Source organism: Roseovarius sp. THAF9 (assembly GCF_009363715.1).
Lineage (GTDB): Bacteria > Pseudomonadota > Alphaproteobacteria > Rhodobacterales > Rhodobacteraceae > Roseovarius.
Genome location: NZ_CP045404.1, coordinates 3191005 through 3216154, shown reverse-complemented (window position 1 = coordinate 3216154; position 25150 = coordinate 3191005). Strand labels below are relative to the sequence as shown.

At 58.4% G+C, this 25150-nt stretch carries 21 protein-coding genes and 1 pseudogene; 9 read left to right on the top strand and 13 right to left on the bottom strand.

What is annotated here, in order from left to right:
• The first annotated feature begins 6 nt into the window (after nucleotides 1-6).
• The 3 genes from FIU86_RS15940 to FIU86_RS15930 all read left to right on the top strand — a co-directional run bounded on the left by FIU86_RS15940 (nucleotide 7) and on the right by FIU86_RS15930 (nucleotide 4081).
• The gene (locus FIU86_RS15940; protein ID WP_152475984.1) at nucleotides 7-1260 is read left to right on the top strand and encodes an FAD-binding oxidoreductase; all 1254 of its coding nucleotides are present in this window, start codon (nucleotides 7-9) and stop codon (nucleotides 1258-1260) included.
• 162 nt (nucleotides 1261-1422) lie between these two features.
• Nucleotides 1423-1881, top strand: a complete 459-nt coding sequence (locus FIU86_RS15935; protein WP_152475983.1) for a (2Fe-2S)-binding protein — start codon at nucleotides 1423-1425, stop codon at nucleotides 1879-1881.
• 1 nt (nucleotide 1882) lies between these two features.
• Nucleotides 1883-4081, top strand: a complete 2199-nt coding sequence (locus tag FIU86_RS15930) for a xanthine dehydrogenase family protein molybdopterin-binding subunit (protein WP_254703861.1) — start codon at nucleotides 1883-1885, stop codon at nucleotides 4079-4081.
• Between the two features lie 417 nt (nucleotides 4082-4498).
• On the opposite strand, the gene FIU86_RS15925 is transcribed toward FIU86_RS15930, so the two are convergent.
• The 3 genes from FIU86_RS15925 to FIU86_RS15915 form a co-directional block, all read right to left on the bottom strand.
• Nucleotides 4499-6736, bottom strand: coding sequence for an AAA family ATPase (locus FIU86_RS15925; protein ID WP_172977527.1), 2238 nt, complete (start codon nucleotides 6734-6736; stop codon nucleotides 4499-4501).
• A gap of 11 nt (nucleotides 6737-6747) precedes the next feature.
• Nucleotides 6748-7302 (bottom strand): hypothetical protein, encoded by a 555-nt coding sequence (locus FIU86_RS15920; RefSeq protein ID WP_152475981.1) that lies wholly within the window; start codon nucleotides 7300-7302, stop codon nucleotides 6748-6750.
• An 85-nt stretch (nucleotides 7303-7387) separates the two neighbouring features.
• Entirely contained in the window at nucleotides 7388-7873 is a 486-nt protein-coding gene (locus FIU86_RS15915) for a hypothetical protein (protein WP_152475980.1), read from the bottom strand.
• A 121-nt stretch (nucleotides 7874-7994) separates the two neighbouring features.
• Between FIU86_RS15915 and FIU86_RS15910 the strand changes: the two genes are divergently transcribed.
• Nucleotides 7995-8177, top strand: a complete 183-nt coding sequence (locus FIU86_RS15910; protein WP_152475979.1) for a ribbon-helix-helix protein, CopG family — start codon at nucleotides 7995-7997, stop codon at nucleotides 8175-8177.
• Nucleotides 8178-8281: 104 nt separating this feature from the next.
• Here FIU86_RS15910 and FIU86_RS15905 read toward each other — a convergent pair whose 3' ends face one another.
• On the bottom strand, nucleotides 8282-9688 hold the full coding sequence (locus FIU86_RS15905) for a hypothetical protein (RefSeq protein ID WP_152475978.1): 1407 nt from the start codon (nucleotides 9686-9688) through the stop codon (nucleotides 8282-8284).
• Between the two features lie 270 nt (nucleotides 9689-9958).
• Nucleotides 9959-10399 carry a hypothetical protein gene (locus tag FIU86_RS15900; RefSeq protein ID WP_152475977.1) on the bottom strand — a complete coding sequence of 147 codons (441 nt, stop codon included), beginning with the start codon at nucleotides 10397-10399 and terminating at the stop codon, nucleotides 9959-9961.
• A gap of 242 nt (nucleotides 10400-10641) precedes the next feature.
• Here FIU86_RS15900 and FIU86_RS15895 point away from each other — a divergent pair, with 242 nt between their 5' ends.
• Nucleotides 10642-11559: a DMT family transporter gene (locus FIU86_RS15895; RefSeq protein ID WP_152475976.1), complete on the top strand. Its 918-nt coding sequence runs from the start codon at nucleotides 10642-10644 to the stop codon at nucleotides 11557-11559.
• A 651-nt stretch (nucleotides 11560-12210) separates the two neighbouring features.
• A complete protein-coding gene (locus FIU86_RS15890) occupies nucleotides 12211-14649 on the top strand; it encodes a hypothetical protein (RefSeq protein WP_152475975.1) in 2439 nt (812 codons plus the stop codon).
• A 229-nt stretch (nucleotides 14650-14878) separates the two neighbouring features.
• Here FIU86_RS15890 and FIU86_RS15885 read toward each other — a convergent pair whose 3' ends face one another.
• From FIU86_RS15885 to FIU86_RS15870, 3 genes are all read right to left on the bottom strand, one after another.
• The gene (locus tag FIU86_RS15885; protein ID WP_152475974.1) at nucleotides 14879-15754 is read right to left on the bottom strand and encodes a M15 family metallopeptidase; all 876 of its coding nucleotides are present in this window, start codon (nucleotides 15752-15754) and stop codon (nucleotides 14879-14881) included.
• A gap of 210 nt (nucleotides 15755-15964) precedes the next feature.
• Entirely contained in the window at nucleotides 15965-16357 is a 393-nt protein-coding gene (locus FIU86_RS15880; protein ID WP_152475973.1) for a hypothetical protein, read from the bottom strand.
• A 564-nt stretch (nucleotides 16358-16921) separates the two neighbouring features.
• Nucleotides 16922-18253 (bottom strand): hypothetical protein, encoded by a 1332-nt coding sequence (locus tag FIU86_RS15870; protein ID WP_172977526.1) that lies wholly within the window; start codon nucleotides 18251-18253, stop codon nucleotides 16922-16924.
• 245 nt (nucleotides 18254-18498) lie between these two features.
• On the opposite strand from FIU86_RS15870, the pseudogene FIU86_RS15865 reads away from it, so the two are divergent.
• Nucleotides 18499-18832 (top strand): annotated as a pseudogene (locus FIU86_RS15865) (transposase); the annotation flags it as partial.
• A gap of 518 nt (nucleotides 18833-19350) precedes the next feature.
• On the opposite strand, the gene FIU86_RS15860 reads toward FIU86_RS15865, so the two are convergent.
• The 5 genes from FIU86_RS15860 to FIU86_RS15835 all read right to left on the bottom strand — a co-directional run bounded on the left by FIU86_RS15860 (nucleotide 19351) and on the right by FIU86_RS15835 (nucleotide 23834).
• Nucleotides 19351-19890: a GNAT family N-acetyltransferase gene (locus tag FIU86_RS15860; protein WP_152475971.1), complete on the bottom strand. Its 540-nt coding sequence runs from the start codon at nucleotides 19888-19890 to the stop codon at nucleotides 19351-19353.
• 291 nt (nucleotides 19891-20181) lie between these two features.
• Entirely contained in the window at nucleotides 20182-21183 is a 1002-nt protein-coding gene (cydB, locus tag FIU86_RS15850; protein WP_152475969.1) for a cytochrome d ubiquinol oxidase subunit II, read from the bottom strand.
• A gap of 11 nt (nucleotides 21184-21194) precedes the next feature.
• Nucleotides 21195-22607: a cytochrome ubiquinol oxidase subunit I gene (locus FIU86_RS15845; RefSeq protein ID WP_152475968.1), complete on the bottom strand. Its 1413-nt coding sequence runs from the start codon at nucleotides 22605-22607 to the stop codon at nucleotides 21195-21197.
• Nucleotides 22608-22742: 135 nt separating this feature from the next.
• Nucleotides 22743-23174, bottom strand: a complete 432-nt coding sequence (locus FIU86_RS15840) for a hypothetical protein (protein ID WP_152475967.1) — start codon at nucleotides 23172-23174, stop codon at nucleotides 22743-22745.
• 21 nt (nucleotides 23175-23195) lie between these two features.
• Nucleotides 23196-23834 carry a peroxiredoxin gene (locus FIU86_RS15835; RefSeq protein WP_152475966.1) on the bottom strand — a complete coding sequence of 213 codons (639 nt, stop codon included), beginning with the start codon at nucleotides 23832-23834 and terminating at the stop codon, nucleotides 23196-23198.
• Between the two features lie 33 nt (nucleotides 23835-23867).
• On the opposite strand from FIU86_RS15835, the gene FIU86_RS15830 reads away from it, so the two are divergent.
• The gene (locus FIU86_RS15830) at nucleotides 23868-24428 is read left to right on the top strand and encodes an Rrf2 family transcriptional regulator (RefSeq protein ID WP_254703860.1); all 561 of its coding nucleotides are present in this window, start codon (nucleotides 23868-23870) and stop codon (nucleotides 24426-24428) included.
• Nucleotides 24425-25090, top strand: coding sequence for a Crp/Fnr family transcriptional regulator (locus FIU86_RS15825; RefSeq protein WP_152475965.1), 666 nt, complete (start codon nucleotides 24425-24427; stop codon nucleotides 25088-25090). Before FIU86_RS15830 ends, FIU86_RS15825 begins: the two co-directional genes overlap by 4 nt.
• Nucleotides 25091-25150: the final 60 nt, after the last annotated feature.

Genomic DNA, 25150 nt, shown 5'->3' with positions numbered 1-25150 from the left:
GCGCGCATGACAAGCAAGACATGCAATGTAGCGGTGATCGGCGCTGGCATCGTGGGGTTCTCCACCGCTCTTTGGCTGGCGCGCGAAGGTCATACCGTCACCCTGATCGACAAGGCCGGTCCCGGCGAGGCGACAAGTTTCGGAAACGCGGGCCTTCTGGCGTCCGCGGGCACATTGCCTGTGCCCGGTCCCGGCCTCTTGCGCAAGGCGCCGCGCATGGCACTGGACCCGCGCGAACCGCTTTACATCCGGTGGCGCCATTTGCCCGCACTTGCGCCCTGGCTGATGAAATACCTGCGTCACGCGACGGCGGAGGCCGCCAAGACCCGGGCGCACGCGATCCTGCCCCTGATCGGCGACAGTCTGTCCGACCACCAGGCCCTTGCGGCGGGAACCGAAGCCGAAAAATACGTCGTGCCCTGCGATTATCTCTATGGTTACGCGACCCGCAAGGCGTTCGATGCGGATCGGTTCACATGGGACACCCGCACGGCGCAGGGGTTCGACTTTTCGGTGATGGATCGCGATGCATTGCGTGCTTACGACCCGGTCTACGGGGACGCGATCGGATGTGCCGCCCGTATCGCGAACCATGGGCGCATTTCGGATCCGGGCGCGTACGTCAAGGCACTGGCAAAGGCCGCCGAACGCCTTGGAGTGCGGCTGATCCGCGACGAGGTCAAAGCGATCGAACGCACCAATGGACGGGTCACGGGGGTACGCCTGCCGAGCGAAACGCTGGCGGTGGATACGGCCGTTGTCACGGCCGGCGCATGGTCGAAGCCCCTGACGGAGTCACTTGGCATCGCGGTTCCCCTGCATCCCGAAAGCGGTTTTCACGTCGAGCTTTGGGAGCCGTCGCAGATGCCCCGGTCGCCCCTGATGTTTTCGGCGGGCAAGTTCGTGATCACGCCGATGGAGGGCCGCATCCGGCTGGCCGGGATGGTCGGGTATGGCGGGTTCGACGCGCCGCCGCCGGAGGCGCCCTACCGCATGTTCATGCGTCATCTGAAAGCGGCGCTGCCGGGTCTGACATGGCGCGAAACCACGCGTTGGATGGGCCATCGACCGGCAGTCTCGGACTCGCTTCCGTTGATCGGGGCGGTGCCGGGCGCTGCCGGTGCCTATACCGGCTTCGGTCACGATCACGTGGGGCTGACCGGCGGACCAAAAACCGGCCGATTGCTGGCGCAGATGATCTCTGGCAAGCGTCCGAATATCGACGTTACACCCTTTGCGCCGGACCGTTTCACGCGCTGATCCGCCGAAGCCTTGTGCGAATTTGAACGCAGGTCTGTGCGGGTGACGTGGCCGGTATCGACTTTTGCGGATCCGCTCTAACTCGTAAGTTGTAATCACCACGGCGCGGTCCTCGCGCCCGTTTGACGTTCCAGCGACTGCCAACAGGGATAGGAGCCAGACATGACGACATTCACGCTCAACGGAAAAGAAACGGAAATCGATGCAAGCCCGGATATGCCATTGCTTTGGGCGCTGCGCGATGAACTGAAAATGACCGGAACCAAGTACGGATGCGGCGTCGCCTCTTGCGGGGCGTGCACGGTGCATATCGACGGCGTGCCGTCGCGATCCTGCCAGACCTACCTCGGCGACCTCGAGGGCGCGTCGATCACCACGATCGAAGGCGTCGAAAACGAGGCTGCAAAGGCGATCCAAGAAGCATGGGTCGAGCTTCAGGTACCGCAATGCGGTTATTGCCAATCGGGGCAGGTCATGTCGGCCTCGGCGCTGCTGGCCGAAACGCCCAAACCCACCGACGAAGACATCGACACGGCGATGGATGGCAACCTGTGCCGCTGCGCATCCTATGCCCGTATCCGCAAGGCCATTCACCGGGCCGCAGAAATCATGGAGGCGTAAGATGAGACTGATCGACAAACGCGACCTGATGCCCGCCACACGCGCGCTCACCACGACGCGGCGCGGATTCCTGACCCTGTCTGCCGGTGCCGCCGGTGGTCTGCTGCTTGGGGCTGCCGTGCCGGTGCGCGGTCTGGCCCAGTCCGGTGCCGAGGGCGAAGTGTTGGTGACGCCGTTCGTGCACGTGATGCCGGACAACACCGTCCTGGTGCTCAGCAAGCACCTTGATATGGGGCAGGGCACGGCAACGGGCCTTGCCACGCTGGTGGCCGAGGAACTGGATGCCTCGATGGACCAGATCACCACGGACTTCGCGCCTTCGAACCCCGAGGTCTATGCCAACACCGCGTTCGGCGTGCAGGGTACCGGCGGGTCTACCGCCATGCCCAATTCGTGGGAGCAGTACCGCAAGGCCGGCGCGACCGTCCGGGCGATGCTGATCAACGCGGCGGCAAGCGAGTGGGGCGTCGATGCCTCCGAGATCAGCGTTTCCGAGGGCAAACTATCGGCTGGCGAAAACAGTGTCACTTTCGGCGAGATGGCGAGCCTTGCGGCCGGCCAGCAACCGCCCGAGGATGTTACGCTGAAGGCACCCGAGGATTGGGTCTATATCGGCAAGTCCTTTGCCCGCGTGGAGGTGCCGCAAAAAACGCAAGGCAGCGTCGGCATGTTCGGGATCGACCAGCAGCCCGAGGGTGGGCTGGTTGCCGTAACGGCCCGCCCTCCGCGGTTCGGCGCGACCTTGGCCTCGATGGACGCGGCCGACGCGAAAGCGATGGACGGCGTTCACGACGTACTGGAAATCCCCCAAGGCATTGCCGTGGTGGCCGACACCACGTGGAAAGCGATGCAGGCGCGGGATGCGCTGGCGCTGGAATGGGCTGAAGGCTCGGGCGAGACCCGGGGGACGGACGCCCTGATGGAAGAGTTCCGTGCGCTTTTGGATCAGCCCGGAAACCCGGCAGAGCCAAAAGGCGACGCCGCCGCCAAACTGGAGCAGGCCGAGACGATCATCGAGGCGGATTACGTCTTTCCCTATCTGGCCCACGCGCCGATGGAGCCGCTGGACATGACCGTGCTGTTCGACGGCAGTTCCGCGCAGTTCTGGGGCGGTTCACAGTTGCAGACCGTGGATCACGGCACCGCGGCTTCGGTCCTCGGGCTGGAGATGGGGCAGGTGCAGGTGCATACCAAGTGGGGCGGCGGATCATTCGGTCGTCGCGCGACGGGCGACGCGCACCTGGTCGCCGAGGCCGCAACCATCGGCAAGGCCTGGCTGGAGGCCGGTCACGACGCGCGGCCGATCAAGCTGGTCTATACGCGCGAGGATGACATCAAGGGCGGCTACTATCGCCCCCTCACGATGCACCGCGTGCGGGCCGGGCTTGACGCCGACGGCAATATCTCGGGCTGGGAGCACCGCATCGTCAGCCAGAGCATCGCCAAGGGCACGCCGTTCGAGCAGTACATGGTCAAGGAAGGGGTCGACGACACCACGATCGAAGGCATTCACCCCACGCCCTATGCCATTCCCGACCTTGCGGTCGACGTGCACCACCCTGATGTCGGCGTGCCGGTCCTGTGGTGGCGCTCGGTCGGGCACACGCACACGGCCTATGTCATGGAGACCATGATGGACGAACTGGCCGAAGCCGCCGGGCGAGATCCGGTCGAGTTTCGCCTGACCTATCTGGGCGAAGATGCGCGGCTGGCCGGAGCGTTGCGGTTGGCGGTAGAAAAGGCTGGAGAGTCCGGGCCGGAAGGTACCCATCGCGGGATTGCCGTGCACAAGAGCTTTGGCAGCTACGTGGCCGAAGTGGCTGATGTGCGACTGCGTGAAGACGGCACGATCAAGGTCGAGAAAGTCACCTGCGGCGTGGATTGCGGTGTTCCGATCAACCCCGACAACATCGTGGCACAGGTTGAGGGCGCCCTTGGTTACGGCCTGTCATCCATCCTGCGGGAGCAGATCACCATGACCGACGGAGAGGTGGACCAGTTCAACTTCCCGGACTACACGCCGCTGCGGATTTCGGACATGCCCGAGGTTGAAGTGCATATCGTACCCTCGACCGAGGCGCCCACCGGCATTGGTGAGCCGGGCACACCGCCGATCGGCCCTGCCGTGGCCAATGCGGTTTACAAGGCGACGGGAGAGCGGGTGCGCAGCCTGCCGATGTCGCAGCACGGGTTGGCCTGACCACGCCTGGCATGAAATTCAGTAAGGGGCGGCAACGCCCCTTTTTTTCCGTTCCGGCGAACTGCGGCGGAGCTACTGGCGATCCCGCGAGGAGTGGGGCAATGTAAATAAATCAAATAGTTACGTCGGCGAACCGGCAGAAAGCTGCTGTTGATTTTATAGCTGATTTTCTCAGTCTGGCGAACCGCCTGTACCAAGATGCGGCAAAAGAAATTTTGGCGAAGTGGTGCGTGGATCTGCGGTCAATGACGCTGTAGAAGGCTTCGGGTTAGGGGTTGGAATTCGACGTACCGGTGGCTGTAGAACGCGCTTCAGGACCAGCCCGAAATTTCGACGCCAGCTGCATTCTACTGAGAATAGCCAAGTGGGGCCGGGTGCGATTGGCGCCCCGGCCTCTATGATCAATAGACCTTGGGTTCAATTCGCATAGCCTGCTTCAGGGGAATGCGTGCACTCCCGTTTGACGGCTTCAATGTCCTCGCCGTGGATTTCTCGCTGCTGGATCAGTGTCTCGGTAAGGCGGAGAAGAAAGCCCTTGTTTTTGTCGACCAGATCAAGTGCTTGGTCTTGCGCGCGACGCAAATGGGTCTCGACTCGATCCCGGACATCTGACGGCGCACGCCACACATCCGCAGCTTCAATGCCGTCCCAAAGCAAGCCGCTGTCACCGAACCCCCAGTGGCGTTCGATGGCCAGTGCGAGGCTTGTCGCCTTTGCCAGGTCGCTTTGCTCCCCCGCGCCAGCGCCGGAACTCGCATCTCCGAAGGCGCAGATCTCCGCAGCGCGCCCGGCGAGCAGGACCTGAAGCCGCATTTGGGCTGTCTCAGGCGTCAGCGAATTGACGGGCACGTGCTCTACCCGGCCCCCTTGTGTGGAGAGCGAAACGCGCTTCGGAAGCGGCAATCCAAGCTGCAGCATGACCAAGACATGTCCAGCCTCATGCACCGCTGCGCGCCTGAAAGTGTCGTCGTCGAGCTGGGGCGCAACCTGATCCGCGGCAATCTCCAGATGCCGCTGAGTCACATGGACGGCATCGGCCCGCGCGCGTCCGAGCGCATCGCGCGCAACAGCCTCTGCGTCTGCGCCAGAGAGCCCGACCAGGCGGTCTGCAATCGCACCAGTATCCACATCTTCTGCGATTGCGGACCCAATCTTTGCTTTCAGGATTGCGTCGAGCCCGGTTTTGTCGGGGTAGGGGACGTGAATTTTTAGGTCGAAGCGGCCGCTGCGAATGACTGCCGGGTCGACGGTATCGAGGTAGTTTGTGGCTCCGAACAGCACCAAGCCACCGATATCTTTCGTCCGGTTAATTTGTTCCAGCAGTCCGTTTACGACGCCTCGGAGGTAATCAGCATTTTGCGCTCGTGCGTCCCGTTGCGAGAAGCTGTCGAGCTCATCGATGAAGAGCACCGCAGGTGCGGATTGTTTCGCATCGACAAAAGCGCGGTCGAGAGCGCCAAGCATGTCGCCCTGGTGTCCGTATTTCTGACAATCGCTATACGATGTCGCGATAATCGGAATGCCGGCAGACCCTGCGAATGCTTTCGCCAGTGTCGTTTTGCCAGTGCCTGGAGGCCCATGGAACACCGCGCTCGACGCGACGTCTGCCCAAGCGAGATCACCGTGTTGCCAAAGGTTGAGATCGTTCAACATGCGATCAAGCGACTTCCGAACTTCAGCGAGACCGAATACCGCATCGAGCGTGACCGTTGGTACTTGGCGCGTCAGTTTACCTGCGATTTTGGCGAGGCCATCTGCAACTTTGATCGACGTAGGTGCAGCAAAAGCCGCGTCGATCTGCGCCGGTTGAAACATGTTCAATTTCTGATCACCCGGCAAGCGCCTGCGGATTTCAGCCTCGGAAAGCTGGCCCGTCGCTGAGTGCGTCAACCGCAGCGTCTCCAGCACCACATCCGACGAAAGACCGCGCCACGACACCTGACGCGTCACGAGGGCGTTCATTGCATCATCGAGTTGTCCGCCATCAGTCGTCACGAGAAGCACGGCACCACCTTGCGAGAGGCTTCGTTCCAAACGCGCACCCCACATCTCTTGCTTGAGAGGTTTCAGGCGACGGCCGCGCTTGTCATCTTCGTCCTGGACGAAGTGACGTAGTTCGACGCCCTCCGGGTCGCGCAGATGGCTTTTCCAGCGCTTCGCTGCTCGCTCCAGGATCTGCAGCATCTGCCACAAAAACTGTTTCGGACACACAAAGTTCGTCACGCTGCCTGGCGCAAAGAGCTCATGCAAATGCTCGTCGCTGTCCACAAGCATGCTCAGACCCAATGCTGCGGTGATGATGGATGCAGGTGGATCGTCTTTTTGCTGCATCCTGCCTTCAGTTGGCGAAGACTGTGCCCAGGGGTCGCAACCGTTGCCGATTGCCTCCGCGATTTCAGCCTCGGTCATAGCCTGAGCAAGCGGAGTCTTGGGGCTCTTCCAGGACCGTTTCGCGGCAACCTCCGTTACATCGTCAGGCAGGTTCGCAATGAATTCAGGATCTTCATCATCCTCAAATTCATCGGGATCCGGGGAGTGGTCGACAGAGACGAAGCCGAGCCACTCGGTCTCGAAAAGGCTCAAGACGGTTGACCGAGACAGGCGTTCTGCGAATTCCGATGAGGTCTCAGACGCGGACTTTGTCGGTGTGTTCATGTGTTGCTCCGTCATCTTTGACCTCCCGGCGCGTTGGTTGCGGCCAGAGCATTCGAAACTCCCAGATCCTCCATCGCGTGCATGAAACTCGTGCAGGGGCTCGCGCGCAATCTCCCGATTTCGGAGGTCGCAATCCGGTGCGACTGGCGCCGGTCGGCGGTGAACTTCACGACGTTCTCGGACAGCGCCACAAGGCCAACGATATCGAAGTCCTCTCGGTCGTAATGCCGAACGCCCGTTGGGGACCGATGATAACCCTTCACTAGGTTGAAGTGGAAAAATCCATTCCTCGGCCGGCAGGCGGTTTTGATCTGCATGCGCAGTCCTACACCTGCAAAATACACGACCCTATCGGCCGGAAGCATCTCAGGCAGGTCGGAGGAGTGGAGACCGAAGCGGAACAGAATGCTGTCGACAAAATGCTCTCCCGCGAGCCCGAACCACTTTGCGTTTCGGGCCAGAGTGTTTCGTGACAAGTTAGGGAAATCCCGCAGGTCTTCGCTGTACGACGGCTCTTCAGAGTCGAACAGCTCTTCGAAGCCACGCAATGGTGGTTGTTTCTTCATTTTCAATATCCTTTTGAATGAGTCTGAGCTGCCGGTCGGTTGGAACACCGACCGGGCAAAGCGGCTGATTTAATTGTGGTGACGGTTACGCGGCGAGCGGCAGAATGCTGTCCGGAGTGCCTTCGCTCTCCAAGGCATGCTCGAACATTTGATCGAGGCAGCTTTCGGCTTCTTGAGCCAGATCCCTGACGGCAGGCGCAAGGCCTTGAGACGCGTTTGAAAGGCACTCGAGCGCTTTCGCATGCGTTGCGCACAGTGTGACGATATTGTCGGTGGAGACTGCGCGCTTCACCAAGCCCGCCATGCGATACAGGACTAGGTCGTTTTCAGAGAGTGGCTGAACTGCCATGAGGTCTTCGGCTTTCAGCTTGACAAAACACCAGGCCTTTTCCACCTCCGAGGCGGATTGCGCGCAGGCGATGTCCCACATGGTATCATCGGCCCACTCTTCTTCTTCCAATGCGTAGTGCATTCTGATCAGCAGGTCCGAAAACCCGTCAAACAAATATTTTTGCGGCTTCGCGCTCGCTTTCGGAGCCGGGTTGGAAGTGATATGAATATTTTTAGTCATGGTGATCTCCTCTGTAGATCGCTTTGGTTAGAGCAAGGCAGGAGCAGCCACTCTTGCCTTGCTCGTGACTTTATGACATTTTGCCATCATAAAGTCAACCCTTAATTTGGAATCACCCCAGATGAGCAAGTTCGGACGCCCAAAAACAGACACATCCGCCGTCACGTTGCGCCTTCATGCCGATATGCTTCAGGCAATAGATGATATTCGGCGCGAAGAAGTGGATGTTCCGACACGACCGGAAATGATCCGAAGGATCATCGCGGATTGGCTCGACCAAAAAATACAAGATTCCGACAGGTAAGTTGGTCTCCAGAGATTGAAATCTGCCTGTCGAGAGGACAGGAGATGCCGGTGGGGGGGGTGCAAAGCCAAACCTTCACGCGCCTCTTTCGAAATGCCGGAAAATTATTCTGGGGTGACGTCGGGATTTTGCCCATATCGTGTGCGCTCGAATGTCCGGACCGGTGAGGTCGCTGACACATGCGTGATCTGCGCGGCCCGGCTGCCGTTCAATCCTTTCGAAGTATTCGGACTTCCATAATGTTGTTGCGTCTTCTCGCTTTGATGCCCGAGTGCTGACGCGATACCGCCGCGGTCGGATTGGTGTCCAGGCGCGCGCAGATCGGATGAAAGAGCATGCCGGAATACATATGGCGACAGATTGCTACTCAACCTTGGAAAGGCAACCTTCCCGAGCCTGCAGATCAGTTTGCCAAGCTGGTTGGATACCCGACGCCGGCGCTCTGTCGGCATCAATGCAATCCCTTTCCGGTCATATGTCGGGGCGCCGAGAAACAACCGGACTGCACGATCTGGCTGTTCGGCAACATGGTCGAAAAGCCATGCGGCTTCCGGTGTTTCGCATGCGATTTCGATGTACCGGCTCTGCTGACCTTTGCCGGGATGAGTGCCGCCACTTTCTGTGCACTTTGCCCCGGCGATCTCAAACGCAAGGTGGTGATTGTCACCCAGGGCAATAGCAGCGACTGTAATGCCGAGGTCATCGCAGAGCTCTGAGGGCCGGCAGCCAGTGAGCATCATGACTGCAATACAAGCACGCCTGCGATCATCGAGATGTGTGTCGGGCATGACCGCAGCGTTCCAGAAATGGCTGCGCCAATCGTATGCGGGAAGCATCTTGGCCCTGCGTCGCTGATGCTGGTTCAGCTTGTAGAGAGTGCTGTTCTTCGAAGTGGAAGAGCCCGATTTGGTCTCCATTGACGACGGCTGGCGAGATCGGTGCCGCAGTGCTGTGTGGTCAGGATCGGGTTGAACTGTGATGATGAACTCGACCGCACGTTCGAGCTTACGCAATTGGACATTGGAAAGAGTGCCACTCGCTTGCTGAATATGATCCCAGGTTTCTCCGTCAATAAATGCTGAAATCGTTGGCTCCAGATCGCGTATTTTTTCTTCTCCGGCTGCGAAGTTCAGGATTTGACGCCACAACGAGGGCGCCAATTCGAGGACATCTCGTGCCGCGAGGCGAACGAGCGCGGACCTGTAGCTCTGCCGGCTGTTCGAGCTCGAAAAGGTGCCGTGCTCATCATATAAAAGGTATGCGCGAAACGGATCACGTGACGGGTGCTTTCTTGCGAGAGACTTGGCACGCTGTTCGTATTTTGCCCAGGTACCGCTTTCATAGAGTGACGTGGCTGAAACACTCTTTTGGGCTCTGACGGCGAGTTCGTGTGCTTGCACAGAGGCTTCTAACAGGTCCGTGTTGTAGCCTTCGAAGTCGTCTGAAGGATTACCTGTTGCTGCAGGACTGCTCTGCGAAGACCGTGTGAGATCGCGATCATGTTTCGTCATTTGAGATGTCTCCAGAAATTGAAAATTTGGTGACCTGAAATTCGTGCTGGAATAAGGGAGCGTTTCTTCAGAGTCCGCCGCTGTCCATAGTGATCCCCCTGGACCGGAGGGGGAGGATGGTTATTCAGAACGTGAAAGTTGAATGAAAAACCGAAGGCGCCAGAAGCCCTGTGTCCGATATCGCGATAACGCACCGCCAAACTTCGGTCGCAGAAATGCGCGGTCTGGTAACGGAATTGTTGAACTTTCGGCCTCGGGCTTTTCGTCGGATTATGCATGGTCTCGAACGATCTCCAGGTGACAAACGTAAATCCTCGAGCCGTCGGCGGAGCGCGCCGGCAGAATGCCAATGCTCAGAGTTGCTCCAGTCAGACTGATGATGCCTTGTGCCCGGTACGGCGCTTCGACATCGCGGCAGAAGTCAAAGCGGCGGTGGTTCTCGGAAAGGGGTAACCCCGAAAGTTGGCCTTGTATGAGGACATTGCCACCGGTCTTCGGCACAGAAGTGAACTTGACTTCCAGCGCCCGCTCGAACCCGTCGAGCAGGATGGTCGCCAGGAACGTTGGGTTCTTTGCGCGCTCGACTCTGTGAAACACGCCTGCGTAGTGCCGGGCTCTTAACCCGGCCAAAGCAAATGAGGTGTAGTCTCGCCTCGTCTCTTCGGCTGAAACGCGCCACGTGTCGCTCTCTGAATTCGGGCTGTTACTCATGTCCTTCTCCCTGTCTTGGGAGAAGATGGAGGCCTACATTGCTAGAACGTTAATCCCGAGCGGTGGACATGCATTTTGACCACGGCGAAGGAAATGCTAGTCCGTTTCAAATGTCGACCGCTCTATGGCCGCTCTGAAAGAAATGCCTTAGACGCAGAAGTACGTTCTCAACAATGGTAAGGGCAGGGGGCATGGATCTACTTTACTCTGCCTTGCCGCGCAGGTTTTCCAGATTGGACCCAATGACGTCTATTGATCAACCCGCTTCGCACGGCGAGAGCCACAGATATGGCGTGCTGTTCGTGTTCGCGGCAGGCGTTCTGTGGTCGACGGTCGGCCTGGGGATCCGCCTGATCGAGGAGGCATCGGTCTGGCAGATCCTGCTGTATCGGTCGGTCAGCATGTCAGTGTTCCTATATGTCGTCATTCGTGTCAGGTCAGGTGAAAGTCCATTCGCTCAGGCGCGCCGTATCGGCGGGCCCGCCGTTGTCGCAGGGCTGTCGCTGGTTGCGGCGTATTCGGGGGGCATATTCGCGATCCAGAACACGTCAGTCGCAAATGCGATGCTGTTGTTCGCGACAGCGCCGTTCATGGCTGCGGTCCTGGGCTGGCTCGTTTTGCGAGAGCCCGTAAGGCCCGCGACCTGGATTGCCATCGCGGTTGCCATCGGTGGTATCGGCATAATGGTGGCCGATAAGTCCGGCGGTGTGGTTCTGGCAGGCAGCCTTGCAGCGCTCGGATCGGCGTTCGGGTTTGCCGTGTTCACCGTCGCGCTGCGTTGGGGGCGGACAGGGGAGATGCTTCCGGCTGTTTTCCTGTCCGGCATTTTTGCGATCATCATCACGTCGTCCATATGCCTGATACTGGGGCAGTCGCTTGTACTGACTTGGAACGATGGCGGGGTCGCAATGGGTATGGGGCTGTTCCAGGTCGGAGCCGGACTGATCCTCTACACGCTCGGATCTCGTAGCCTTCCCGCCGCGGAGCTGGCCTTACTTTCATTGGCAGAGGTGCTGCTCGGGCCGGTTTGGGTCTGGTTGTTTCTCGGCGAGACGGCGAGCGTCAATACTCTGATCGGCGGTGCCGTGCTGCTATTGGCGATTGCCGGCAATGCGATTTCGGGTAAACGCCGGAAGCCGCCACCGATTACGTCGCCGTAGAATTTTCTTTATTGAGCAGCCCGATGTGCTTCTTCTGTTGGCTGGTGGCGGGGTAAACTGCACTTGGCGCGAATGGTCCGAAGATGAGCCATTCCACACTGTAGCCGCCTGCGGCAGGCTCCGTTGGCAACCTCGACAATTCGCCCTGAACGAAATCAAACATCCACACCAAGTTACGGAGCAGCGCAGAATTCCGGGCTCGAAAGCTATTCTGACCGGGGTTTGCTTTCTGGGGGGCAGTGCAATCAGCCGACGTTTAGTATGATCGAAAAGTTTATAACAATAAGGGCGGGGAGCCGACCTTCGCTGCGGTATGCCAGAACGGCGGCTATTTGATAATTCTCAAGCCTGACGCTTGCCTGTTTGATCGCCGCTTGCAGGGATTGAGGCACTCCAGAGTGGACCAGCTATTGTCTTGAGCTATCAATCAGGCAGTCCGCTCGCTTCTGGTTCGTCAAGAGGCGACGTCGTGCAATCCTACAGGACTGCGAGACTGGTAGCTTCGCGTGCGGGTGAACCGTATGGGCTGGCTATCGTCATCGCGATATGTATATTGTTGCCAGCATTCAATCCAAGAGGCTTCCTGCCTCCAAACGCTATAGATTTTTGTGGTTCGCGGAAGTTAGCGAACGCTAAGAAGGCAGACGTTACATGACATTTAAGCATTTTTTAACACTCGCATGCCTACTGGTGCTTCAAGCAGCCTCCGGTTTTGCACAGGATCTGAGCGCCGAACAGTCTCGTGCCCAAGCGGCAATGGCCATCGCCGCGCTCCGCGACAATGGTGATCGAACGGCTGCTATGCAGGCTGCACTCGCTGGTCTGCCGCCAGCGCCAGCCGAGGCCGACCTCAATCACTATCCCGAAGCCTGGGCGGCGCTGGCAATGGCGCACTGGATGCGGTTTCTTCGGACAGAGGACGACCATCCTCACATTGGCGCGATCAGCCCGGATGGCACCCGCGCGCTGATAGGTCGGTTCGAGCAACCTTCCTCGGGTGCGCACCTTCAGGCACAGCTGGTCGATGCCCTAACCATGGCGCCGATTGGCGCGCCGATCACGGCGCAGAAACCCATCGGCACAAGCGGCGCGGCCGCGCCCTACTTGGCCTTCTCGTCAGATAGCCGGCTGGCTGCGGTCAGTTTTACCACCGACTCTGTTACTGTCGTCGTTGACGCGGTGGACGGTAGTGAGGTTATGCAGTTGCCGGCGGCGAGCCTGCAGCCAAGATTTTCGCCCGGCGGTGGGAAGCTTTTATTGACCGATACCGTTTGGGATCTGGAGACGGGTAAACAACTGGCCACCCTGACTGCACTTCCTGCTATGGCATCCTGGGCAACGGATGATGGCGTAGTGCTGGGTCGGCCAAGGGAACAGGCCGGGCGGATGTCGGTTGAATATCATCGGTTGGACGGTGCGACCATGACGATGCTGAACGATGTCCCAATGGGGCGCGTGGTCGCCGCCCCGGCCCACCAGGTGTTCTTGGTGGCCGGCGAGGACAAATACCGTATCTACAGCGCGGAGGGTCAACTGAGGGCGGAGTTTCCCGTAAATTCGTGGTCCGGCCAGTTTGCTCGGGGCGGTGCAGCCTTTGCCGTCCTGCACGATTTCACCGGCAGCAATGCCGAGGTGCGCATTGACGTCTACGATCTTGACGGCAACCCACTTCCCACCGGCCCCGAGGACTACACCTTGCTGTTCCAGAGTATAAGAGGCGCGTCGGGTCACGTAGTCGGTGGCGTCGACACCACCGACCCGAACACCGCCTACTACGGCGGAGGGCAACCGACTGGGCTGGACCTGCACGAGTCCGCCAGCGCTCTGGTGAGCGGCGTCGTCGCGACGGGGCAGTCCGCAGAGGCCCAGACCAGTGACACGGCCAAGCGGCGATCCGATGCCTTTGCCCATGAGGCGGCACGCCTCCTGGGGTCAGGTGACACGATCGGTGCCATTGCCGAGGCGCTGAAGGGTTTGCCCGATACTCCGTCAGAGGCCGACCTCGAGCGTTTCAGTGCGGCGCACCTGATGCTCTACCGGGCAATAGCCTCGCGCTCGCTGAAACTGCCGATCCCATGGCCCCGTATGAACACAGTCGCGCCGGCTCCGATGGTCGGCCCCAAGGGGCAGGTGATGGCCCTCGGCGGCGATGACCCGGCACTTTACGCCATGCCTTCGGGCGATTTGATTGCCTCGCTGCGCCGCGCAGATGGTAGCGCGTATGGCTCGACCACATACCCGTTCTTCACCGCTGCCGGCGACGTGGTTGCTCTAACCGAGGCCGGGGTTGCGACTGTCCACCTCTACGACACCGCTACCGGTGCCCATCGCAGCAGCCTATCGTTCCCGGTCGCGAAGCGTAGCTCGTCGACTCAAATTGTGCCGCTGGGCTTCTCCCATGACGACGCCGCCTTTGCGGTGAGAGGCGACCAGAAAGTATTCGTGGCCGACTTGACGGACATGTCAGTGCGAAGGTTGGAGGCTCCTCCGGTGTCATATGCCGCCTGGCTACCGGGGCGTGACTTGCTGATGTCCGTCGTCCGTCGCTATGGCGACGATGATGGCCCATTGGCCACGCTCTACGTGCATGATGGCCAAACTGCGAAACCGCGATCCGAGATCCGTGAGCAGCCCGGTGGGTTTCAAAGGCGTCTTGCCCTTATTGAAGTGGCACGCGACGGAGGTGCCGCGCTGGCCGGTGGGCTGGATGTGGAACAACACGTTGCCGTCATAGACGATACCGGCCGGATCCTCGTGGTCATCAAGGACAGCGACGGCGTATTGCAATTCGTGCGGGAGGGAACTGCCGTGGCTTATTTCAATCCGCGCGCCGATGGGGTCGAGGATGCACTGAAGCTGATCTCGCTGAACGGGCAGGAGTTGCCACCCGAGTTCTCGGACTATGTGACTTTCGGCCAAAACCTTTATGGCGAAAGCGGGGAACTTATCTCGTGGCATGCCCCGCCACAGGGTGCACCGCTTTATCGCGGCGACGACATTCCAACCGGCGCTGCGTTGGTCGAGATGGCGGAAAAGCGCTTGTCGGCCGATCTGCTGAAGGCTGTCAGCGTCGAACGCGTGTCGCGCTGAAGAATTGTGAAGGGACAGCCTGGCCAACATGACACACGCCGAAGAATGCCGTGTTCTTGTGGCTTTTAGTATCGGCTTGGCTTCGGGGCGCTGTTGGCCCGCTCGCGAAGCCGGGCGTCGCGTCTATCCTCTTTGGCCTGCGCCTTTCTCTACGCTTCCTTCCACTACTCAGCATCAGAGTCTTGCGGACCATCCAATGTTCGCTTTCTGAGAGTGTTCTCCTTATCGATCACCTTTCATTCGCCTTGCCGTTTCCACTTCCAGTTTTGGACAATCTCGAATACAGGATGAGTTCGGGACGGTATTCAAAATGCATTCCATCATAGTGATGCCATTTCCCGCCCCAGATGAAACCATAGCGTTCGAACGTCGCCACAAGTTCAGCAGGCATGCGGTTGTCGTACCGACCCACATTGCCCCTGTGCGCACCGCTCCAGCGCCAATAGTTGCCCAGATCGGCGTTGAGATCGACTGCGATCCCAAAGGAATGGGCACTCAGACGGTCGGTGCCGGCGATTCTGCGCCAGTTGAAGCTTCCACCGGGTGATCCGAAGAATGCCGAATAGTCAGTCGTCAAGGTCTGCAGATGCGCCAGCACGGTCTCCAGTTGGCAGTCGACACCATGCTTCCGAGTCACAGTGAAAGCTCCCTTGCCCAGAGCGCCGAGAGGTATCGTGCGAAGGCTGGCACGGGCTGCGTGTGGCTCGCTGAAATAGAGCGTCTGGAAAAACGCCGCATTCCGCAAGCGCCCGGGATCATGGAAAGGCTTGAGCCGCTGCGTCAAGTCGAAACCCAATGGGTATATATAGACGAATTGTTCGGCAATCGTGGGCGCGAACAGCATATCCTTTGGCGCAACCTCCCGCACCGTCTCAAGCGGAAGCGCCGCGGACCCAGGCAAGACCACCTTAGCTGGTTCGCCAGTAACGCGAAGATCAGGGTAAGCAAGTTCCAAGGCGGTTTTAATGGGTTGATCCTGTCTCGCGGGCAGCTCAGCCGCATGGAAATCAACAGGTTCGCATGCCGAAACCATGTTCGAAAACATGATACCCGAAAACACGAGCACGCCCCACAAACTTACGGAATTTATCGCATCGCGGGTCATGGTGGCGAATTAGGTGCCGAAACCCAGGGAACGATTATAAGATACGACTCCTCTTGCTTGGCAATCATAAGAGAAATTTAGCGAACTTTGCGCTTTTTCCTGTAAATCCGAAACCGTCCGCGGCTCTCACTTCGCGGTCAATAGTCATTTCATGCACTGAGCGTTTTCGACATTTGCTGATTCAAACTGCTGTGCGGCCGTCGAAAAGTTCTAACCGGCACGCTCGCTGACAAGGATTTGTAAAGTTCCAGCATCGTTGAGCACCTGTACGCGTACAATTATACCATATCCAACGCCGCTGAAGACAGCCTCCCGCAGATGTTCATGGCCCGGCATGATGCGACAGCTCCCGGCGATCCGCGCCCGCATTGTCTTGTCAGCAAAGATAGGATCGGCGTCATCGACCTCTCCGCGCTTTTTGAAACGGTGGTAGTTGGCCCGATCCTGTTGAACCGCGGCGCACACACTGCCCAAAGGCTGCCCGCCTGAGTTAACGAGATCATGTGGATCGAGCCGGGCGTCATAAATTGCCATGACATCCTGTGCAGTAGCGGCACCCGAAAGCGCTATTACGGCCAAGCAGCCAAGAATAAAACTTCTCATTGTCAAAACTTCCCTAAGCAATTCGCCGTCTTTAAGTTGACGATCCGGTCTAACGGTCCTGCAAATTCCTGAACCAGTCAAGTTTTCCAGGCTAACTGAGATATTCGACACGAGGCAGCAAGACAGCGTTTCTTCCGATCTCGACCGTATTGGCAGATGGATCTGGTCATGGCATCCATACTTTCGGTCCCCTCCGTAGGTTCGAAGCTAACTGGTTTCTGGGTTTTGGCTTGGATGGCCGAGACGCGCTCCTTGACGTAACGGATGCGTAAATATCAACTACGTTTCGCTACACCGGGTCACAACCTTGCAGATTGCTGTCGATTGCGAGCTTCTGGCCTACGACACGGCCCTTGTTCTGGGTAGGTCGGCAGGCTTGCAAGGCAGTTAAGTCCGCAATTGTCATGGCGGTTGCTCCGCGGCTGCAGAGCAGGTCCGGAGCGAGGCGGCCCGGTCTTTACGGTTTTGAACTGCGTGCGAACGTAACGCAGAAGTTCTTAGCAAAACGAGATGATGTAAAAAGGAGCGACACCGAGCTGCGTCAGGCCCAGACCTCTCCGGTAGCTACCGAATTCCGCGTGGCCCCATGTCGAGCGGGATACCCCTCGACCGCAGTAGGTTCCTTCCCTCCTCAAGATCGCCCTCATAAGGGTACCGGTTGCACGTGCTCATAAGCGTATTGATGAGCTTTTGCGAACGATAGCGATCATATCCGACCGCCCAGTTTGAAGTCAAAAGTGCATAAAGCTCGACAACATCGATACCCGCCAAATCGGCAGCACGCAGGTGTCGCTCGATGCAGACGCAATAGATAGCAGCCCCCAATGCGGACGGGTGACCTCCAACCTCCCTCTGGCCCAACAGGCAAGAATTATTGAAGGGTCTTGGATCATCGGGGAAACCTCCGCCAATGGACGCTTGCGCGGTCGGGGCAGGCAGTGGGTAGCGTGCTTTCATGCTATCGAGGTTTGACGGAGCGATCCCCGCGAGATACCGATGGAGGTTCTCACGCAAGAGCGCCATGCGCGGGCTTCGGCAACCCTCACGCTTGGCAATCCGCATCATGTCCTGCAGGATGCTCAGGCCCGGGGTGATGCCGACCGAGGAAAAACTGGCACGCGCAGTTTTCTCATGCGCCTGCGGCGCAAACAAGTCCTGCTCGTAGTGATCGCTCGTCGCGATCCCAAAAGCTGTGCGGCTTGACCGTGTATGCGTGAATTTGAACTGGACGTCGCCAGGGTAGACGCAGGTCGGCCCGAAACGGCGCACAAGCGTATGGTATTCCAATAAGAGTGCGGCATAGGCGGCAGCGACCTCGCCGCGCTGTGCAGATGGGATGCGGGCGAAATCCCCACGGTAAATCCGGTCGAGTAAGTTGTAGGCACGCACGCCGCTCAAGATTGGGCCGGTATAAAAATCGGGGGCCACCTCCCTCGAACCTTCGACCTCCATGCGAATCCGGTCAATCATCTGCTCAGTCACCCCGAGAATCAACGCCGGTTCTTCTGGGATTTCAGGTGAGAAACCAGCAAGGTGATTGATGACCTCAGTTGTGAGATTGCCGGTGCGATCTTGACCTATCATGTCTTGGACACATCGGACGCCAGTGCGGAACTTCAGGCTCTGCCTTTCATCATGGGGAGGCTTGCCGTCGTAACAGCCCGCGTTCGTCATTCTGATTTTGAGATCGGCTATATCCTGAGAGCTGGCCTGCCCGGCGGAGATAAGGACAATGAGGAGAATAAGGGCGAGAATGGAAACAATTGACGAGACGCTCCATCGGTCGCTGCCAACCACTCTTAGTAAGAGAAATTCAAAAGCGGGATTTTCAAATCTATGCATAACAAAATCATCTCCGCCGAAGAATGTAACTCTCTTTACAATGAGTGAAACCATGGCAAGCATCGTTCTTAGCTGTCAATAGCCCATGGTCCGCCGACGGTAACGTCTGGAGTTCTATGTTCTGCACCGCTTCCTGCGCCTTTTTGTCCTGCAGAGTGATCCTGCTATTCCCCTGGACCAAACCTTTTTTGGCTTGCTACCCTGCTCCGCGAAACTTCCCAGAAAACGGGTGATCACGATGTCGGCATGGTCCCGCTCAGCGCATGAGGCAGAAGGGGCCGATTATCGCGCCAGGAACTGTCGCCACTATCGTTAACGCGCATCAGTTCCGTGCAGGACGTGACTTGGCGGCGTGGTTGGGCGTGACCCCGCTCAACAAATCGTGTCGGGGCAAGGGGCATCTCGGTAAGATCATTAAGAAAGCGATCGCTTCCTTCGAAAGCTGCTGTCGTCAGCATGACGTTGTGCGCCGTCATGGCGAAGCGCTCACCCAAGAAAGTCGACCTATGGAGCGCCAAGCTCATCCCGGACAAGCCATTCCGGCTGACCACAACCGCGATGGCGAACAAGAAAGCGGAGATCATCTGGGCCACGCTATCGAGTAAACAGAAATATCGGCAGCCCGCGTTCTGAGAACGACGAGTGTTTACCATTCGCCGGACGTTGAGGTGATAATCCAGAGTTTAGTCAACCAAGAGCAAGGACACTCTGGGAATGTCAGCGGCCCTCTTTTGAGGACGATAAGCCAATCGGAACCTCGATCGCGTAACTCATCAGGACGGGTGGCGACAATGCCGCCACGCAATTAAGTCGGACGAACGACGGTACTGACGAACATGACCGCAGAAGCCACAAGACAACTCTTGCGACGCAGGAACCATTCACAGAGAACATTCATTATCCGAGCGATGTTGCGCGCTAACGCGAACGGCCGCTCTGGGGTATCCGCAACGCAGCGACTGCCAGGTTAGCGAAGGTCCGGAACGGGCCGTGAGCGAAAATGGTAGTCGAGTCCGAACTGGAGTTCCCGCAACGCCGCCGCGCAACTGCTATGAATCCTTTCCGTCAGCCGATGATCGCGGGTCGAATGTCGGTTTGTCGAGGAGGCACGAGGAGTTCGACTTTGCGCCTCTTCCTGTTTTGCTGAGCTATTACCACATCGCTGGGTCGTTCAGTGGTTCGACGCAGGTCGATGATCCCCTTAGCGGTGTGAGAGTACTCTCTGTCAGCGATTGCGCTAGCCAGCCTTCCGGATATGACAAAGGCAGCGGGGCCTGGGCGATCTCTTCGGTGATCCGATGAAAGCCCACCCTCGAATAGAAATTGAGATCTCCGTAGGTGAGAACGACATCTACGCTGTTCTCGCGCAGGCTGCGCATGGAATGCGACAACAGTGCCTGACCGATCCCTTTGCCCTGCTGCCCGGTCGCGACGACTGCAGGAGACAGGATAAAAACCGTGCGTTCATCTTCGGCATAGGTCATTCGCGAAAAGATGACGGCTCCGACCAGCGTGCCGCCCTCGAACGCCGAGAATACGAAGATGTCGCCCGGCGTCACCTTGCCGAACATGTCTGTCACGAGGCTGGCGATGAGATCGCCTTCGGCCGCACCCTCGGAGACCGTGAAGGTATCCTTGAACAGTCGGATGATGTCGTCTCTGCGGTCTGCATAACCACTGGTGAATTCCATTGGAGGACCTTTCGGTTTGTCTCAGTCGCAACCCGCGCCTTTGAAACGAAACAACTGATTTCCACTTCAAAATATTTTTCGAAATCTGCCAGGATGCCAACATCGGACCCCATCAGGAAATCTGCACAGCGCTAGATGCCTTGCTTCGATTGGTTTTCGATATCGACGAATGATTGGGTCGACCTCAGAGCAAGACTGTCCGTATCACCGCTGCAATGATGCCAAGTGAAAGCACGCTTGCAGCCCACAGACCGATAAACCAGGCCCATTTTGAAAGCCGCGGATATTTCATCAGTGATACCCCTCCGATGGGTCCAACTTTCCGCGGAACACCCAGTAGGCGTAGGCGGTGTAGGCCAAGATTATCGGTACCAGGATCACCGCGCCCACAAGCGCGAAGGCAAGGCTCGAATCCGGCGCTGCCGCTTCCCAGATGGTCAGGGATGGTGGGACCATCATGGGGTAGAAGCTGATGCCGATGCCCACGAAGCTGACAACAAAGAAACCGAGTGCTGAAAGAAACGGTTGAAGGTCCTTTCCGTCGTTCAGGCCAGCGAAGAATTTCCACGTAAGACCGAGCATAATGAGGGGTACGATCATTGAGAACAGGCTGCCCGGCAAGTTGAACCAGCGCTGGAAGTACTCCGGTTCTTGGAATGGCGTCAGGACGCTTACAACGCCAATCAGTCCAAGGGTTGCCGCGCCCAGCCACCACGCGTAGCTGCGCATCTGGATCTGGATATCGTTTTCAGTTTTCAACACCAGCCAAGTGGCACCGAGAAGGGCATAGCCCACGACCACGGCGAATCCGGTCAGAACCGAGAATGGGGTCAGCCAATCGAACCAGCCGCCAGCATAGGCACGGCCATCGACTTCGATCCCCTGAACGAGAGCGCCTAGAGCGATCCCTTGGCATAGCGCGGCGACAAATGAACCGCCGAAGAAAGCTGCGTCCCAAAGGCCCTTGTTCTCGGTTCGCCAGCGATACTCGAACGAAACGCCCCGGAACACCAGCGCCAGAAGCATCAGGGTGATCGGCATGTAAAGCGCGGGCATGACGACGGCGTAAGCCAGCGGAAACACGGCGAAGAGGCCGCCGCCGCCCAGAACAAGCCAGGTTTCATTGCCGTCCCAAACCGGCGCGACAGAGTTCATCATGAGATCCCGATCCCCGTCGGATTTTCCAAAAGGAAAGAGGATGCCAATCCCCAGGTCGAACCCGTCGAGGATGACATAGACCAAGACTGCGAATGCAATGAGGCCGGCCCAGATGAAAGCGAGATCGAATTCCATGCCTGATTTCCTTATTCGCCGAGGATGAAGTCGGGATCGACTTGCGGAGCCGGTGTGATGCCAGCGGTGCGGATCGGGCCGTCGCGGAGGCCGAGTTTTGGCGTCGCGGGGCGTTTGTTCATCATACGCAGCAGATAGTAGGTGCCGGCACCGAAAACGGCGAAGTAGACGATGATGAAGGCGATGAGCGAGGCCGCGACCGCCGGGGCATCGATGGGAGCAAGGCTGTCACTGGTGCGTAAAAGCCCGTAGACCGTGTAAGGCTGGCGGCCGACCTCTGTCGTAATCCAGCCGGCCAAGACGGCGATAAAACCCGAGGGGCCCATGGCTATGCTGGCGCGATGCAGCCATTTAGCCTCGAAGAGCTTGTTGCGCCAGCGCGCCCAAGCGGACCACACTCCAAGACCGAGCATCAGAAAGCCCAAGGCGACCATCACGCGGAAGGACCAGAAGACGATGAACACGGGCGGTTGATCCGCGTCGGGGATCGTATCGAGGCCTTTTGTTGGATAATCGAGCGGGTGCTCGAAGATCAGATTGCCAAGCCCGGGAATGCCGATGGCGTAGTCCAGCCGTTGTTCCTTGTCGTTTGGTATTCCGAACAGATAAAGAGGCGTCCAACCTTCGGGATAGCTTTCGTAATGGCCTTCCATGGCCATGATCTTGACCGGCTGATGCTCGAGCGTATTCAGCCCGTGTTCGTGCCCGGCAAAGATCTGGATCGGCGTCACAATCACGGCCATCCACATCGCCATCGAGAACATCCGTCGAGCCTCTTTGTCTGCCTTGTCCCGCAGCAAGTGAAGCGCGCCGACGGCACCGACAACCAGCGCAGTCGTCAGATATGCGGCTAGAACCATGTGGAAGAGGCGGTATGGGAAGGATGGATTGAAGATGATCGCCCACCAATCTTCCGGAACGAACTGGCCGTTTTCTGCGATGGAGTAGCCAGCGGGCGTCTGCATCCAACTGTTCACGGACAGGATCCAGGTTGCCGACATTAGCGTCCCAAAGGCCACCATCGCAGTCGCGAACATGTGCAGTTTGTCGCCCACGCGCTCACGGCCGAAAAGCATGATGCCCAGAAACCCCGCTTCGAGGAAAAAGGCCGACAGGACTTCGTAGGCCATGAGCGGGCCAACCACGGGGCCAGCCTTGTCGGAGAAGACCGACCAGTTGGTTCCGAACTGGTAGGACATCACGATGCCCGAAACCACGCCCATACCGAAGGCAACCGCAAAGATCTTCTTCCAGTAGTTGAAGAGTGCCAGATAGGTCTTGTCTCTCGTTCTCAGCCACAACCCGTTCAGGACGGCGAGATAACTGGCAAGGCCTATGGAGAAAGCCGGGAAGACGATGTGGAACGAGACCGTGAAGGCGAACTGGACCCTGGCAAGCATTTCTGCACTGAAACTGTCGAACATGTTGAGCCACCTTTAAGATAAATCTCCCACAAGATCGTCGCAGATGAAGTGGGAGATCTGTATTTGCCTCCGGGCCAAGCGCGCCGCCCTTGGGGCGCCGTATCAGACCGGCGGGATAAGCGTAAGAACAGCGTTTCAGAAAGACATGATGCGCGTATTCGGAGCCAAGAGGCGCGCGGCCATGTCCGGAGGCGCAGCGGCAACGATACCATCCAGCAATGCGTCTGCTTCAACCCCTTTGTTAGGAAGGTAAATCGCGCAAACCTCGACCGTGGCGCCGCCTGCCATTATCTTTTGCATCAATCCCTGCGGGCTCATTCCACGAGGCTCTTGCGGCGCGGTGGCGGAGACCGGTGGGTCCTTCAGGGCCAGGTCTCCCGCCGGACCGCATAGCAGGATACGCGTCTCTGCGCCTTGCTGCATGGATTGCATGGACAGCACCATGCTCATCAATTGGGTCTGTGGCTCGCCCGAGGCGAGGATCGTCACCAGATTCGGTGTCTCATCGGCGTGGGCCGCACCCGCCAGCCCCAGGGCTGCGGCACATGAAAGGAGTGTCTTTTTCATCAGGAGTTCCTTTGTTTTGAACTATTTGACCAAGTCGATTTCGACGGTGCGCAAATACGGACGGATCGTGTCGAAGCCTTGTGGGAACTTGGCTTTTGCACCTTCGTCCGAAAGGGATGGAGGAATGATGGCACGGTCGCCCGGTCGCCAATCGGCGGGCAGGGCCACGCCGTGGGCATCGCCGGTTTGCAGCGCGTCGATCACGCGAAGGATTTCGTCAAAGTTCCGGCCAACGCTCATCGGGTATGTCATCGAAAGACGCAGTTTCTTGTCAGGGTCGATGATGAAAACAGAGCGCACGGCGGCGGTTTCCGACTCGCCGGGATGGATCATCTCGAAGAGCTTGGCGATCTGGAAATCCGGATCCGCGACGATTGGGAAGCGCAGCGTGGTGTTCTGAGTGTCGTTCACGTCTTCGGTCCAGTTCAGATGCTCTTCGACGGTATCGGTGCTTAGGCCGATAGGTTTTACGCCGCGTTTTGTGAACTCATCGCTCAATTGCGAGGTGCGTCCCATCTCTGTCGTGCACACCGGCGTGAAATCGGCCGGATGGCTGAAGAAGAAAGCCCAGTCATTGCCGATCCAGTCGTGGAAAGAGATCGGTCCCGTGGTCGTGTTCGCCGTGAAGTCGGGAACGGTATCCCCAAGGAGCAGCGTCATTGTTCGGTCCTTTCGATATGTATGACAGGGACTGTGCGCTTTCTCGACCAGGTGTTCAGTGACATCGTCACCGAACTTGCAAAAACTTATATCAGCAATATAAGTTTTAGAGTGGAGGACAGAATGAAACTCACGGCTTATTCGAATTATGCACTGCGGTCGCTTCAACTTGCGGCGCTCAAGGCCCCGGATCGGATCAAGGTGGATGACGTGGTGCGCATTCACGGGTTGGCGCGCCCGCATATCGTCAAGATCGTTCACGAGCTTGGGCGCGCGGGATACCTTGAGACCCTGCGGGGGCGGGGCGGGGGCTTCCGCTTGGCGCGTCCGACCGGCGAGATCATCATCGGCGATGTCATCCGCCTTACTGAAGGGCCCCTAGATCTGGTCGAGTGTTTCAATCCTGAACGAAACACATGCCCGCTGATCGGTATATGCAAGCTTTCCCGTGCCCTGCAGACGGCGACCAAAGCCTTCATGGCCGTCCTTGATGACCTGACGCTGGCAGACATTGCCTCGAACAAGGACGAATTGCTGGAGCGAATTGCCCCCCTTCAGGATGGCATCGTTGCACCAATGCGGAGGGCGCAATGAATATCGGGGACTGGACGGAGAAATTTCAGGGAACGCGGGCGCTGCCGCGGTCTGTGCGAGATCGGTTGATCAAGGTCGCAAAGGTCAGCAGGTACTCCAAAGGTCACGAGGTTTTCGGGCCCCGCAATGTTCCCGACAGCCTGCTGTTTCTCTTCGAAGGTACGATTCGGGTTTCGCAGACCTCGGAAAACGGTCGGGACATCGTGCTTTACCGCGTGGACGCGGGAGAGAGCTGTGTTCTGACGACGGCCTGCATGCTTGCCGAGGAAGCCTACAACGCAGAGGGGGTGGCCGAGACAGACATTACGGTCATCGTCCTTCCGCAAGCCGCGTTCGACGGCCTCGTGGCTGAAGAAGAAACGTTCAGGAAATTCGTCTTCAGCGCATATTCCAGGCGATTGATCGACCTGCTGCGCGTGGTTGACGATGTAGCCTTCGGCCGCATCGATGTGCGTCTTGCGGAGCGCCTGCTGACGCTGGTCGGCGGTGACAAGGAAATTTCCGCAACCCATGCCCAGATCGCCAGTGAGCTTGGGACCGCGCGCGAGGTGATCAGTCGTGTTTTGAATGACTTCCAGAAGCGTCGCTACATCGCGCAGTCGCGCGGTCGGATCGCCATTGTCGACAAGCCGGCGCTGCGCGCACTGGCCGAGAGCACGTAGCGCGGTGGCTTAAACTGAAGCTTCGGTGACAATATCACTGACGCGGAATTTTTTAACTTC

Excerpts from the sequence above, each read along its gene's own strand:
- FIU86_RS15940 (WP_152475984.1), top strand. The coding sequence starts at position 7 with ATGACAAGCAAGACATGCAATGTAGCGGTGATCGGCGCTGGCATCGTG.
- FIU86_RS15935 (WP_152475983.1), top strand. The coding sequence starts at position 1,423 with ATGACGACATTCACGCTCAACGGAAAAGAAACGGAAATCGATGCAAGC.
- FIU86_RS15930 (WP_254703861.1), top strand. The coding sequence starts at position 1,883 with ATGAGACTGATCGACAAACGCGACCTGATGCCCGCCACACGCGCGCTC.
- FIU86_RS15925 (WP_172977527.1), bottom strand. The coding sequence starts at position 6,736 with ATGAACACACCGACAAAGTCCGCGTCTGAGACCTCATCGGAATTCGCA.
- FIU86_RS15920 (WP_152475981.1), bottom strand. The coding sequence starts at position 7,302 with ATGAAGAAACAACCACCATTGCGTGGCTTCGAAGAGCTGTTCGACTCT.
- FIU86_RS15915 (WP_152475980.1), bottom strand. The coding sequence starts at position 7,873 with ATGACTAAAAATATTCATATCACTTCCAACCCGGCTCCGAAAGCGAGC.
- FIU86_RS15910 (WP_152475979.1), top strand. The coding sequence starts at position 7,995 with ATGAGCAAGTTCGGACGCCCAAAAACAGACACATCCGCCGTCACGTTG.
- FIU86_RS15905 (WP_152475978.1), bottom strand. The coding sequence starts at position 9,688 with ATGACGAAACATGATCGCGATCTCACACGGTCTTCGCAGAGCAGTCCT.
- FIU86_RS15900 (WP_152475977.1), bottom strand. The coding sequence starts at position 10,399 with ATGAGTAACAGCCCGAATTCAGAGAGCGACACGTGGCGCGTTTCAGCC.
- FIU86_RS15895 (WP_152475976.1), top strand. The coding sequence starts at position 10,642 with ATGACGTCTATTGATCAACCCGCTTCGCACGGCGAGAGCCACAGATAT.
- FIU86_RS15890 (WP_152475975.1), top strand. The coding sequence starts at position 12,211 with ATGACATTTAAGCATTTTTTAACACTCGCATGCCTACTGGTGCTTCAA.
- FIU86_RS15885 (WP_152475974.1), bottom strand. The coding sequence starts at position 15,754 with ATGACCCGCGATGCGATAAATTCCGTAAGTTTGTGGGGCGTGCTCGTG.
- FIU86_RS15880 (WP_152475973.1), bottom strand. The coding sequence starts at position 16,357 with ATGAGAAGTTTTATTCTTGGCTGCTTGGCCGTAATAGCGCTTTCGGGT.
- FIU86_RS15870 (WP_172977526.1), bottom strand. The coding sequence starts at position 18,253 with ATGGTTTCACTCATTGTAAAGAGAGTTACATTCTTCGGCGGAGATGAT.
- FIU86_RS15860 (WP_152475971.1), bottom strand. The coding sequence starts at position 19,890 with ATGGAATTCACCAGTGGTTATGCAGACCGCAGAGACGACATCATCCGA.
- cydB (WP_152475969.1), bottom strand. The coding sequence starts at position 21,183 with ATGGAATTCGATCTCGCTTTCATCTGGGCCGGCCTCATTGCATTCGCA.
- FIU86_RS15845 (WP_152475968.1), bottom strand. The coding sequence starts at position 22,607 with ATGTTCGACAGTTTCAGTGCAGAAATGCTTGCCAGGGTCCAGTTCGCC.
- FIU86_RS15840 (WP_152475967.1), bottom strand. The coding sequence starts at position 23,174 with ATGAAAAAGACACTCCTTTCATGTGCCGCAGCCCTGGGGCTGGCGGGT.
- FIU86_RS15835 (WP_152475966.1), bottom strand. The coding sequence starts at position 23,834 with ATGACGCTGCTCCTTGGGGATACCGTTCCCGACTTCACGGCGAACACG.
- FIU86_RS15825 (WP_152475965.1), top strand. The coding sequence starts at position 24,425 with ATGAATATCGGGGACTGGACGGAGAAATTTCAGGGAACGCGGGCGCTG.